The 12,123-nt window shown below is 71.7% G+C and carries 10 protein-coding genes; 3 read left to right on the forward strand and 7 right to left on the reverse strand.

Translation table 11 applies throughout. The features are described 5' to 3' along the window. Nucleotides 1-93 precede the first annotated feature (93 nt). From WME82_RS14595 to WME82_RS14615, 5 genes are all read right to left on the reverse strand, one after another. Nucleotides 94-252, reverse strand: coding sequence for a hypothetical protein (locus tag WME82_RS14595; RefSeq protein WP_157906653.1), 159 nt, complete (start codon nt 250-252; stop codon nt 94-96). A 196-nt stretch (nt 253-448) separates the two neighbouring features. Further along, nucleotides 449-1,183: an AgmX/PglI C-terminal domain-containing protein gene (locus WME82_RS14600; protein WP_437746031.1), complete on the reverse strand. Its 735-nt coding sequence runs from the start codon at nt 1,181-1,183 to the stop codon at nt 449-451. A gap of 86 nt (nt 1,184-1,269) precedes the next feature. Continuing rightward, nucleotides 1,270-2,103 (reverse strand): metallophosphoesterase family protein, encoded by an 834-nt coding sequence (locus WME82_RS14605; protein WP_437871634.1) that lies wholly within the window; start codon nt 2,101-2,103, stop codon nt 1,270-1,272. 203 nt (nt 2,104-2,306) lie between these two features. Further along, on the reverse strand, nt 2,307-4,475 hold the full coding sequence (locus WME82_RS14610) for a DUF1565 domain-containing protein (RefSeq protein ID WP_437746033.1): 2,169 nt from the start codon (nt 4,473-4,475) through the stop codon (nt 2,307-2,309). Nucleotides 4,476-4,558: 83 nt separating this feature from the next. Beyond that, complete coding sequence (locus WME82_RS14615; protein ID WP_438043323.1) at nt 4,559-6,265, reverse strand: hypothetical protein; 1,707 nt, start codon at nt 6,263-6,265, stop codon at nt 4,559-4,561. 263 nt (nt 6,266-6,528) lie between these two features. Between WME82_RS14615 and WME82_RS14620 the strand changes: the two genes are divergently transcribed. Then, complete coding sequence (locus WME82_RS14620; RefSeq protein ID WP_437746035.1) at nt 6,529-6,900, forward strand: hypothetical protein; 372 nt, start codon at nt 6,529-6,531, stop codon at nt 6,898-6,900. 262 nt (nt 6,901-7,162) lie between these two features. Here the strand turns inward: WME82_RS14620 and WME82_RS14625 are convergent, their stop codons facing one another. Both WME82_RS14625 and WME82_RS14630 read right to left on the reverse strand, forming a co-directional pair. Then, nucleotides 7,163-7,603 (reverse strand): hypothetical protein, encoded by a 441-nt coding sequence (locus WME82_RS14625; RefSeq protein ID WP_438043324.1) that lies wholly within the window; start codon nt 7,601-7,603, stop codon nt 7,163-7,165. Nucleotides 7,604-7,832: 229 nt separating this feature from the next. Further along, nucleotides 7,833-8,558, reverse strand: a complete 726-nt coding sequence (locus WME82_RS14630) for a hypothetical protein (protein ID WP_437746037.1) — start codon at nt 8,556-8,558, stop codon at nt 7,833-7,835. Between the two features lie 112 nt (nt 8,559-8,670). Here WME82_RS14630 and WME82_RS14635 point away from each other — a divergent pair, with 112 nt between their 5' ends. After that, complete coding sequence (locus tag WME82_RS14635) at nt 8,671-9,675, forward strand: 3-oxoacyl-ACP synthase III family protein (RefSeq protein ID WP_437746038.1); 1,005 nt, start codon at nt 8,671-8,673, stop codon at nt 9,673-9,675. Between the two features lie 181 nt (nt 9,676-9,856). Then, nucleotides 9,857-12,070 (forward strand): glycoside hydrolase family 3 N-terminal domain-containing protein, encoded by a 2,214-nt coding sequence (locus WME82_RS14640; RefSeq protein ID WP_438043325.1) that lies wholly within the window; start codon nt 9,857-9,859, stop codon nt 12,068-12,070. The last annotated feature ends 53 nt before the right edge of the window (nt 12,071-12,123 follow it).

The following is a 12,123-nucleotide window of genomic DNA, read 5'->3' on the forward strand; positions in this document are numbered from 1 at the left end:
CAAGCGGGAGAGACTAGTTGCCGGATGCGACCGCGGACAAACGAACGACAGCCGCGCCGCCCGCGGCTGCCAGCCGGGGAGCCGCGCTCGCCGCTAAAGCCTGCCGAGCACGGCCACCACGAGCAGGATGACCCCGACGAGCGCCGCCGTGATCATCGCGAACCTCATGAGGCGCGGCTTCAGCCACTTCCACAGGACGAGGCGAGCCACCTTCCACAAGAGCACCAGGATCTGCCGGAGGACCTTGCCCACGACGAGAGCGTAGCGCAGTCCCGCGGCGCGCGCTGCCAGCAAGGGCGGTAGAATTCGCGGCCAATGGACGAGCCCTGCGACCCTCGCCGCGTCGGACAGGGCGGGACGCAGCGCGCAGCGGCACGCCTGCCGGACACCTCCGCCAGCGGCCAGCCCGGCGTGCAGGCGATCGCTGCGGGCGGTGCGTGGCGTCACGTCAATCGATGTCGACGCTCACCTTCGATGCATAGCTGCCAGGAGAGGGGAAGGTGATCTCGCGCAGCGCGCCGGCGACACACTCGGCCGCCTCCTCGCCCCGTTCGTCGTTGCTGGACACGCCCACGCTGAGCGGCTTGCCGTCGGTGTCGATGTAGAGCGTGGCCTTGAGCTGGCTGGCGCCCGCCTGGCTCCGGCACGACGCGAGCGCCGGCCTCGCCTTCTTGTACGGCGTCCCGAGCTGGTCGGGCGTCCAGGGCACGGGCAGGCGCTCGTCGCTGCTCGGCTCGAAGGTGAAGCTGTTCTCCGCCAGGCCCTCTCCGCCGACCGGCTTCGGCCACCTCGTCGCCTTCAGGACGCTCAGCATGCACGCCTCGGTCTCGCGATCGCCCAGGTTCGAGTCCTTCACGAACGCCCAGCGCGCCGTGCCCTCCTCGGTCACCCGGACCTTGAAGCGGATCTCGCCCCCGAGATAGGGGATCCGCTGGACGCCTTTCTGGTAGCAGCGCGAGAGCCGAGACGACGCGCGCTCGAACGCCGCTTGCACCTTCTCCTCGTTCATGCCGCCGATCTCGGAACGCGAGTTCATCTTCGGGCTCGACGTCTCGACAGGCTCGGCGTCGACCATCACCGGCGCGACGGACGTGGGCGCGGCGCCGCCGCAGCCCAGCTGGGCCGCGAACGTCGAGAGAGCAACGACGGTGATCGTACCCCTGAGTAAGCACGTGAATTTCATGATCGAACGAGGACTCTATACGAGCCGCGTCTTGGGCGAAAAGAGCGCGATGAGGGGAACGCGCGCTGCAGTGCGTGTGAGAGATTCTACGCCAGCGCGAACGCCGACGCGCCGCTCCGAACGCGGGCCCGCTCGGACAGGAGGCGTCCGCAACGCACACGGTAGAGGCGTAGCGGTGAAGGTCCGTCCACGAGCGCCTGAGCGCAGAAGATGCGAGGCGGCGCGCCTGAGCGCACCGGCGCGTCGTGCGCTCGGTGCGTATGGCCGTGGATCACGTGAAGGTGATCGTGCTCGTGGAGCAATGCCATGAGCTCAGCGCTGTTGATGAGCCCGTCCAGCCATTGCATCGCTCCGATCGGATGGCGGAGCGGCGGGTGGTGCTGGGCGAGCACGAGCGCGTCGCCCGAGCGGCGCGCCTCGGCGGCGAGCGAGGCGATCCACGAGAGCTCGCGGGCCGCGATCGCGCCCGCCGAGCGGGTCACCGGTTGCATCATGGCCGTCGAGACCCCGGCCACGACAGCCCCAGGCAGCGCGACGGCCGTCCCCTGCCTGCTCGTCGCCGCGAAGGGGCGGAGGCAGCCCTCCAGCGCGCGCTCCCACGCGCCTTCGGTATACGCGTCGTGGTTGCCAGGCACCAACGTGACGCGGGCCGGGTCCCAGCCGCTCTCCGCCAGGACGGCGGCGAGCACCTCGAACTGGGCAGGGGTCCCGTCTTCCGTGAGGTCGCCGGTGAGCACCAGGTGGTCCGCCCCGGTCCGCCACGCCTCGATGAGCGCCGCCAGCGTGCGACGGCGCCGTTGCGCTGCGTCGATGGGGCGGCCGAAGCTCAGGTAGCGAAGCCGCCACCGCTCGGCGCCGCGGCGCCGGTCGTGATCCGCCTCGAGGAGATGGAAGTCCGTGAGGTGCGCGATCGTCGTCATCGACGCGATCGTGAGCCCTGACCGACGTCGTTCTCGCGACATCGACGCAAGCTCTCGGCGACGCAACCCATCGCTGCGCGAGGCGCCTCGACGCGCGCTTCGCGATCTCAACACGACATCCGCGAGCGCGTCGTGCGCGTGTCGCCGCGGCGGCTCGACGTCCGTCCGGGCCGGGCGGGGCCGGGCCTTTCGGTGAGCGATCGTCACGGGGCGGGCGTGGCGCTGCTCGGGACGGGGAGCGCGCCTTCGGCGAGCTGATCGCTCTCCTGGTTGCCCTCGAAGCTGTTGTCCTCCGACACCGACGGCGCCTGCGCGCCCTGCACGACGAGGCCAAACCGGTTGCCGGTGGACTCCGAGCTCGCGAGCGCGCCGCCGCTGTCGCTGAACAGCAAACCGGCGCGCGCGCAGCGCTGCACCTGCACCGTGCTCACCTGCGCCGTCGAACCCAGGACCACGAGGCCGTCGCCCAGGTCCGGCACCGATTCCGTCTGCCCACCGGAGCTCAGGGCCGAGAACGTGCCGCCCTCGACCCCGAGGATGACCGTGTCCTCCACCGTGCTCGGCGAGGCCAGCAGCAGGCCCGCCACGCGGCTCTCCAGCACGGCCGACCTCTGGACGAGGACATGCGCCGCCCCGGCGCTCAGCAGGCCGACGCCGCCCGTGCCGTCGCGCTCCTCCGGCAGCGAGCGCTCGATGAGGCTGTCCGCGATCTCGAGGGTCGCGCCCCGGGACGCGGACACGCCCGCGACGTGGGGCTCGACGATATACGTCGACGCAAGCGTGGCGCGGCCACCCTGCACGAGCACGCCGGCGGCGCGATCCCGGTGCAGCGGGTTCGCGCGCGTGCCCTCGATGACCACGCCGCTCGCCGAGAGTGTCCCGCCCGAGACGAACAGCCCGGCGTCGCCGGCCTGGCGCACGAGGCTCGACGACAGCGAGAGCGCTCCGCCGCGCTGCTCGACGGCGACTCCGAGGTGACCGCTCTCCGAGGCGGCCGCGCCATCGAAGAGGTTGCCAGATGCCTCGACCTCCGTGCCGGCGTCCGCGACGGCGAGCAGCGCGTCGCACGCGCCGGACAGCACGCTGGACGCGAGCGACGCGCGCGCGCCCTGCTCCACGGCCAGGCCGCCGGCTTCGGGCGCCGGGTCCGCCGCGGCGGCGATGAGGTTGCGCGCCGCCACGAGCTCCGCGCCGGCGCCCGTCACCAGCGCGCCCAGGTGATGGTGGACGAGCGCGTTCGCGTCGAGCCGGAGCGTGCCGTCCTCGAGGTGCACGCCGACGCCGTCTCTCGTCGCCGACGGCAGCGCCGCGGCCTCCAGCAGGTTGCCCTCCGCGACCACCTCCGCCGCCTCGGAGCTGATCCGCAGGTTGATCGTGCCGCCGACCAGCGCGTTCTCGGTGAGCCGCGCCTCGGCCCCGGAGACGACGAGCACGCTGATCCAGCCCTCGCCCGTTCCATCGTCCGCCCACGACGACTGGACGAGGCTGCGCGACAGATCGAGGCTCGCGCCAGGGAGCGCGACCACGAGCCCCTTGCCGCTCTCGCCCGTCACCCGGATGTCGCGCACCGAGACCGCCGCTGACTGGATCAACACCCCGATCGATGGGCTGAGCAGGCTCACGCCGCGCACACCGGCGTGGTCGACGTCGTGGATCCAGACCGCGCTGACGTTGCCGTCGGGATCGCTCTTCTCGCCCCGGAGCACCACCCGCGAGGCGCACCGCCCGACGATCTCGATGGGCTTCGCGATCTCGATCGGCTCGTCGTACTCGCCCTCGGCCAGGACGACGCGCCCGTCCGCCTGAACGCCCGCCAGCGCCTCCGCCAGCGTCGTGAACGGCCTCTCCCGCGACCCGTCGCCGTCTCCGCCCTCGTAGCCAGGATCGACGTGGAGATCGCCGGGCGCCTCGACGATCTCGCCCCACGGCGCCGAGCCGCAGCCGTCCGGGCCGTCGATGGAAACACAGCCCTTCTGCGGGACCGCGAATGTCCCCTCCGGGCACCTGGCCATGGTGGGATGGCAGGCACCGCCCTCCACGAACTCCGCCGCACAGCCGGGGATCCCGACTTCGATGCAGCCCTCGTCGTGCTTCGGGATCGTCCCGGGCGAGCACTTCGCGAGCGCGGGGCGGCAGAAGCCGTCCTCGTCGACGAAGGCGTCGGCGCAGCCCCGAATGCCCACCTGCGCACATCCGCTGGCGCCGCTGATCTGCCCCGGCGCACACCCCGAGCCGCCGCCGCCTTCCCCCGGGAGGTGGGTATACGGGGGCAGGTCGGTGCTCTCACAGCCGAAGAGCGAGACCGCGTACAGGCTGGAAGCGAGAGAAAAAAGACACCAGGGCGCCGAGTGTCCAAGCTTTGCGCGCAACACCCCACCAACCTAGCAGATGGTCCGATGCGCACGCCGGCAATGCGCGCCTCTCTCGCCGTCTCTAGCCGCTCGAGACCGGACATTCACGGGCGTGACCCGGACAGCCGCACGTCGGCTCGCGCCCAGGCGCGCTTGAAGCGCGCGTGTGCGGCGTCCGCTTCCTCTTCCCTGCCCTGTGCGCGGAGGCTGCGCTCGAGCCCGCACAGCGACCAGCCGTTCTGCGGGTGCTGGAGCAGGTCCTCCCGGTACGTCGCCTCCGCGTCGCGCGCGCGGCCCGCCGTGAGGAGCACCGCGCCGAGCGTGTGGCGGACCGGCTCGGGCCAGTCCGGCGGCTCGAAATAGCGCAGCTCGTCCTCGATGCGCGCGGCGTCCTCGAGCATGCGAGCAGCGGCGCCGGTGTCGCCGCGCTCGGACGCGATCTGGCCCTCGAGCACGAGCGAGGCGATCTCGAGCAGATCCTTCGCGCGGTTCCTGCCGATCGTCGTGTCCTCCCGGCTCTCGGACGCTATCGCCCGGAGCACCGCCGCCTCGCGCGCGGCATCGTCATGGCGCCCCGTCGCGGCGAGCGCGCGGCCGCGCGCATAGCGCCATATCCCCGCCGTGTACCGCAGCTCGGGCGGCGGCGCCGGCTCTGCGAGGACGTCGTCCCACCGTCCGAACCGGACGAGCGCGAACAGAAGCGCAGGGCGGAACATCTCGAGCATCGGCATGTGTCGGACGTTGTGGTCGGGCACCGCCGCGGCCAGCTCTCGCGCGGCGCGCACGGCGACGGCGCTGCGCCCCTCCATGCTCGCCGAGACCGAGAGGAAATGGAGGTTGTGCGGGAAGTACATCATCGGATAGATGCCCTCCGGGCGCCGCTCGCGGATGTACCGGCGATCGGCCAGCACCGCCTGCTCGTTCGCGTCAGAGGCGTCGGCGTAGCGACCGACGCGCATGAAGATGTGCGACGCCATGTGCACGAGGTGCCCAGCGCCAGGGGCCAGACCGCCGAGCCGCTCGGCGCTCGGCAACGCCCGCTCCGGCGCGCGCGACGCTTCGACCGCGTGGATGTAGTAGTGATTCGCGCCGAGGTGCTCTGGATCTCGCCGGAGGACGCCCTCCAGCGTGGAGACGATCTCCTCGGTCCCCGGCTGCGGCCGGCCGTCCTGCGTCCAGAGATCCCACGGGCGCAGATCCATGAGCGCCTCGGCGAAGAGGACACCCGCGTCGAGGTCGTCGGGGAAGCGACGGGCGAGCTCGCGCATCGCGCTCGCGTAGGCGCGGTCGAGGTCCGCGCGGTCGCGGCCCGGCGTGCGGCCCGACGTTGAAGCGTGGCGCTCCGCCAGCGCGTCGATGTACGCGCGCTCGCGCTCGCTGGCGGGCGCGGCGAGCGCGCGCGCCTCCTCCACGGCCTCGAGGGCGGCCCGCTCCCGCGCCGCGTCGGCCGGCTGGTTGATGTTGGGGCCGAGCGTGAGCGCGATGCCCCAGCGGGCCATGGCGAGGCCGGGATCGAGGCGGGCGGCCTCCCGGAATGCCTTCCTCGCCTCGTCGTGGTTGAACGCGTAGACGAGCCGCAACCCCTGATCGAAATAGCGTTGCGCGAGCTGCGATGACGTCGTCACGGGGTGATGGAGAGCGCCGATGTCCTCGAACAGAGGGATGCGCTCGGCGTCGGGGGCCTCCGTAGGCGCAGGGCCGGTCGGCGGCTCCGCTCCGGGCGAGGCTGGGCGTGGCTCCGCGCCGCACGCCGCGAAGACGGCGCAGGCGCAGAGCAGGGGCAGGCTGAAGAGCGCGCGTCGAGCTGTCATGGGCAACCTCCCTGGAGCCCGGATCGCCACGGGTTCCGACGGTCCAACATCCCCTCGCGGGGTCGCTTTGCCTCGGGCGCCTCCCTCCGGCGCGATCGCGGAGGTCGAGCCGAGCGAGGGCCATGCACGCGCGGTTCCCGCGGCGCGGGAAGGCAGCGCACAGAAAGCCCGGACGTGGCCGGGCCATCGACGCGCCCGCGCGGTCAGCGCGGTCAGCGCGGTGCTCGATGGACGGACGGCGCGACTTGCGGCAACCTCGGGATATGACGACGTGCAGGGATGAAGCTCTCCGCTGGGTTCACCGCTACGCGATCGGCGGGGCGGCGTTCGCCGCGCTTCCGCTCCCGATCTCGACCTCCACCGGGCTCGTCGCGATCGAGACGCACATGATGGCGATGGTCGGCGAGATCTACGGCGAGAACATGGGATCCGTGGTGACGACCGCCGCCGGCGGGAGCTTCGCGATCCTCGGGCAAGGCCTGAAATTCCTGGCCACCCGGGCGGTCGGCTTCGTCCCCCTGATCGGGCCGGCCATCAAGATGGGCATCGCAGGGCTCACCATCGAGGCGATCGGCCGGGGCGTGGTGGGGCACTTCGAGCGAAAGTACCCGGGCAAGATCTTCGACAAAGCGTGAGCCGACGTGGCGTGCCCGGCGCGCGTGCGAGGCGCGCTGCGCGCGACGCGCTGCCTGCGGTGCACACGAGGCGCGGCGCGCGGACGAGGCGCGCTGCGCGCAGTGCGCCGGCGCGCGGAGCTGCCTGACGCGCACGAGCGGCAGCCCGCGCACGAGGCGCGGCGCGAGCAATGCGCCGCCTGCCGTGCGCACGAGGCGCGGCGCGAGCAATGCGCCGACGCGCGGCGCCGCCTGGTGCGCCGCGCGCCGCTATCGACGTCCGTCAGTTCTCGCAGCCGCTGCAGGCGAGCGGGCAGGTGCCGTTCGCCGTCGCCTGACAGTGAAGGTCGGGCGCGCCGGCGCTGTCGCCGTAGTCGCAGCAGATCTCGCCAGCGTCGCAGCATCGCACGCCGCAGCAGAGGCCTTCTTCGCAGCCGAAGCCGGGGGCGCACGCATTCGCGCACTCGCCCTGGATGCAGACCTGAGTCTCGGTGCAGGTCGTGCCGCACGACCCGCAATTGCGCGGATCACCGGCCAGGTTGACGCACTCCGCTCCACAGCACGAGAGCCCGGGCTCGCACATGCACATCGTGCCGCCCTCGCCGCCCATGCCGCCCTCGCCCCCCGTGCTCGTCGTCGCGACGGTGGAGGTCGCTCCGCCTTCTCCGCCCGCGCCCCCGCTGGAGGAGCTCGATGCGGTGACGTAGATCGGCAGAACGTTCACGGTGCCCGGGTCAGCTTCACATCCAGCGACGGCGAACAATGCGGCCCACAACAGCAACGTGATCACCCGATGACAGGGCATGAGCACCTCCAAGCCGAAAATCACACTACCACGGAGGGGCGCGGCCACACGAGGGGGGCATGGCACACGGCGAAGCGCCGGCTGTATGCACTGCGTCGTACGCCGCTTCACGCGCGTCACGACGATGAACGCAGCGGCGCCTGCGACATCAGGGGGTGATGAGCTTGCAGTCTGACAGGAGCCCCGTGTACCAATCATCGGTCCTGTCGAGCCATGCGCCCTCGCTGGACCAACGGATGCCGGGCCGCTTCATCCTGCCTTCGACGGTGTAGGTGCATTTCACCGCGAACCGTGCGGACGGCAGCTTGCCTGCGGTGAGCGCGGACTCGCTCCAGAGGCCGGCGGCGAGGAACTGGACGCGGTCCGTGGTCGTGTAGGGACGGAGCAGCTTTTTGTCGTCCGCATCCCCCTTGGACCAACCCTGGGTGGGCGACTCGAACGCGCAGTGCCGGCCGCTGACTTCCTCGGCCGACCAACAGGCGAGATCCTTGATGTCGGTGGACACGAGGGTGACCTCGACCTGGGACTTGTCCCCGGGTTTCCACTTGGGGCCGGCCGTGCCGGCCGCAGGCTCACGCCCGAAATAGGCGAAGGCCGCGGCGAGGCCGCCGATGATGATGAGGAACAGGATCATGCTCTTGCCGAGCGAGCCGCCCTGCGGTTGGGCGGCGGCGCGAGGCCGCGCGCCGGGCTTCTTGCCGGCCGGGCGCCGCGCTGCGCCAGCCTGCTTTGCAGGACGCGAGGCTCTGGCCGGCGCGGCGCCGTCGGCGCGGCCCTCGCCGTCCTCCTCGCTGCGGGTGTCCTGCGCGTCGGCCTCGCCGGGAGGCGCTTCGTCCGTGTCGGGGCGGTCTCTGTCTTCGGAGCTCGTAGCCATCGAGGCGCTTTATGTACCGGAGCGCGCCCGCGACTCAAGCATTCCGTGGACCGAGCGGCAGGGCACGATCGCCCGTTCCAACGAGCAGCCCTTGATGTAGGCTGCGGCCGCGATGACGTTCGATGCCAGAAATCCACGCGCGCGCATCCTCGGCACGGGCCGCTCCCTGCCGCTCGCCGTCCCGACGAGCGAGGCGCAGGCGGGCGCGCCGCCGGCGGACGGCGCGGCGGGCGACCCGGGCGCGAGCGACGAGCGGCGCCGCGTCGCGCCCGGCGAGCGGACGAGCGACCTGGCGGCGCGGGCGGCGAAGGCGGCCCTCGAGGCGGCCGGCGTCGGGCCGCGCGATCTCGAGATGATCATCCTCGCGACCTCGAGCGGCGACGCGCCGATGCCGGCGACCGCGGTGTACGTGCAGCAGAAGCTCGGCGCCGAGCACATCCCGTCGTTCGACCTCTCCGCGTCGCTGACGGGCTTCCTCTACGGGCTGTCGGTGGCGAACCAGTTCGTGACGGCGGGGACCATGAAGCACGTGCTCGTCATCGGCGCGGACCTGCTCTCCCGCCGCCTGGATCCGCGGGACAGGGTCTCGGCCCAGCTGTTCGGCGATGGCGCCGGCGCGGCGGTGATCGGGCCGGCGACCGGCGACGGTCGGGGGATCCTGAGCGTCGGCTTGCGCGCCGACGGGAAGAGGGCCGATGTGCTCCAGGTGCCCGGCGGAGGATCCGCGGAGCCGCTCACCGTGGAGCGGCTCGCCGACCGGCGGCACTACCTGCGCGTGAAGCAGCACGAGCTGCGGCAGGCCGCGGAGGAGCACCTCGGGGCCCACGCCCTCTCGGCGGTCGCGGCCGCCGGGCTTGCGCCCGCGGACGTCGACTGGGTGATCCCGCACCACGCCGACCCGCACCTCGTCGCCCTCCTCGCCGAGCGCCTCGGGTGCTCGCCCGAGCGTGTCCTCGGCGCGGTCGACGGCGCCAGCGCGGCCGGGACCTGCGCGGGCTCGGTGGCCATGGCGCTCGACGAGGCGCTCCGCGATGGCCGGATCGTGCCCGGGAATCACGTGCTGCTGTGTGCGCTCGGCGGCGGCCTCACGTGGGGCAGCGCCGTGCTCCGCGTCTGAGTCGACGAGGGCCGGGGTCTCTGGCGGCGGGCGGCCCGGCGGGCACACGGCCCTCGAGGGAGCGCGCGCGCTGCGCTCGGCGGCGGGGTGGGGGGATTTCCCCACCGCCACGCTCGCGACGAAGGCGACGAGCGCGACGGTGGACTTGTCGCCGTGCGCTCCCCATCGTGCAGGAGAACCCATGAACGACGCTCCTCTCTACAAAGATGCCAAGCAACCCGTGGGAAAGCGGGTGGAAGACCTCCTGAGTCGGATGACCCTGGACGAGAAGGTGGGGCAGCTCATGCAGCTCGACGCCCAGGGAGATCTGGAGGACGCGATCGGGCGGATGAAGGTCGGCAGCCTCCTGCACTGCAACGGGAAGGACGCTGACACGGCGATCCGGCGCGCGCTGGACACCCGCCTTGGCATCCCGGTGCTGATGGCCGACGACGGGATCCATGGCCATTCCTTCTGGGCGGGCGCCACGATCTTCCCCACGCAGCTCGCCATGGCCTGCAGCTGGGATACGGGGCTCCTGGAGCAGGTCGCGCGGGTGACCGCCGCCGAGATGCGGGCGACGGGACTCAAGTGGACGTTCTCTCCCGTCCTGTGCCTCACACGGGATCTCCGCTGGGGCAGGGTCGGGGAGACCTTCGGCGAGGATCCCTATCTGATCGGCGAGTTCGCCTGCGCGATGATCAAGGGCTATCAGGGCAAGGGCCTGGACGATCCGGACGCGGTGCTGGCGACCGCCAAGCACTACGCGGGGTACTCGGAGACGCTGGGCGGCCGTGACGCCTCGGAGGCGAACATCTCGCGGCGCTACCTGCGCTCGTATTTCCTGCCGCCCTTCGAGCGGGCCGCGAGGAGCGGCTGCATGGCCTTCATGACTGGATATCAGTCCATGGACGGGATCCCGGCCACCGCCAACCGCTGGCTCCTGACGGAGGTCCTCAAGGAGGAGTGGGGGTTTGAGGGGATCCTCGTGACCGACTGGAACAACGTGGGCAATCTCGTGCTTGATCAGAAGGTCTGCAAGGACATGGCCGAGGCGGCCACGGTGGCGGTCCAGAGCGGAAACGACCTGATGATGGCGACACCGCAGTTCTATGAGGGCGCCCAGGAGGCGGTGCGCCGCGGGCTCCTCGCCGAGGCCGAGATCGACGCGGTCGTGCGGCGCGTCCTGTCGCTCAAGTTCTCCCTGGGGCTCTTCGAGGACCCCGGGTACAGCAGCGAGCAGCGCATCCAGGAGATCATCGGGTGTGCGGCCCACCGGGAACTGAACCTGGAGGTCGCGCGGGCGTCTCTCGTGCTGCTCAAGAACGACGGCCTGCTGCCGCTCGCGGAGGCGGCGGCGTCGAGACCCTTGCGGCGGATCGCGGTGATCGGCCCCAACGCGGACGACACGATCGCCCAGCTGGGCGACTGGTCGCTCGGCTCGGGCCAGATGAGCGGCGGCAACGGGCCGCAGCACCCTCGCTCGAGCATCGTCACGATCGTGGATGGGATACGGGAGCTCGCGCCCCTGGGGTGTGAGGTGGTCTATGCTGCGGGCTGCTCGGTTCTCGGCGAGGACGAGTCGGGCATTCCTGCCGCGGTCGAGCTGGCCCGGGGCGCAGACGCGGTGGTGCTGGTCCTGGGGGACAGGATCGAGCTCATCGGCGAGACGAAGAGCACGGCGACCCTCGAGCTCATGGGCGGACAGAGGGCCCTCTCGGACGCGATCGCCAGGACCGGCGTGCCCACCGTCGTTGTCCTCGTCAACAGCAAGCCGCTGGTCCTGCCGCGCTCGGCGCTCGGCGCGGCGGCGATCCTCGAGGCGTTCAATCCGGGGATGATGGGCGGGCGGGCCGTGGCCGAGGCGGTGTTCGGGACGATCAACCCCTCTGGCAAGCTGACGATCTCGTTCCCCTACCACGTGGGCCAGCAGCCGATATTCTACAACCAGGCCCGCGGCCAGCACGGGAGTCGCTACGCCGACCTCACGCAGGAGCCGGCGTTCGCCTTCGGCTTCGGCCTGAGCTACACGCGCTTCACCTACGGCGATCTGAAGGTCCTGACGCCGAGCGTGGAGCGAGGCGGCACGGCGTCGTTCGAGGTGACGATCACCAACGCTGGCGGGCGCGATGGCGTCGAGATCGCCCAGCTGTACGTCGAAGATCTGGTGACGTCGTCCACGTGGGCGCAGAAGGAGCTGAAGGCCTTCCACCGCGTGAGCCTGGCCGCGGGGGAGGCGCGCAAGGTGCGCTTCGACCTGCCCGTGGCGGAGCTGTCCCTGGTCGACGCGGAGGGGCGCCGCGTGGTGGAGCCGGGGGATTTCCGTGTCCACATCGGCTCGTCGTCCCGGCCGCAGGACCTGCTCAGCGCCGGCTTCGCCGTGCTTGGCGTTCCGCTGGCTCAACGTATCTTCTGAGGATCACTGCCCCTCACCGCACGCAGGTCGAAGCGCGGAGCGGCCCCGCGTCG

Origin of the sequence: Sorangium sp. So ce128, from assembly GCF_051525245.1 — a bacterium.
GTDB classification, from domain to species: Bacteria; Myxococcota_A; Polyangia; order Polyangiales; family Polyangiaceae; genus Sorangium; species Sorangium cellulosum_B.

Bases quoted from the DNA above. Each gene is read 5' to 3' on its own strand.
- WME82_RS14620 (WP_437746035.1), top strand. From the start codon at position 6,529: ATGACGACGTGCAGGGATGAAGCTCTCCGCTGGGTTCACCGCTACGCG.
- WME82_RS14605 (WP_437871634.1), bottom strand. From the start codon at position 2,103: ATGACGACGATCGCGCACCTCACGGACTTCCATCTCCTCGAGGCGGAT.
- WME82_RS14630 (WP_437746037.1), bottom strand. From the start codon at position 8,558: ATGGCTACGAGCTCCGAAGACAGAGACCGCCCCGACACGGACGAAGCG.
- WME82_RS14615 (WP_438043323.1), bottom strand. From the start codon at position 6,265: ATGACAGCTCGACGCGCGCTCTTCAGCCTGCCCCTGCTCTGCGCCTGC.
- WME82_RS14600 (WP_437746031.1), bottom strand. From the start codon at position 1,183: ATGAAATTCACGTGCTTACTCAGGGGTACGATCACCGTCGTTGCTCTC.
- WME82_RS14640 (WP_438043325.1), top strand. From the start codon at position 9,857: ATGAACGACGCTCCTCTCTACAAAGATGCCAAGCAACCCGTGGGAAAG.
- WME82_RS14635 (WP_437746038.1), top strand. From the start codon at position 8,671: ATGACGTTCGATGCCAGAAATCCACGCGCGCGCATCCTCGGCACGGGC.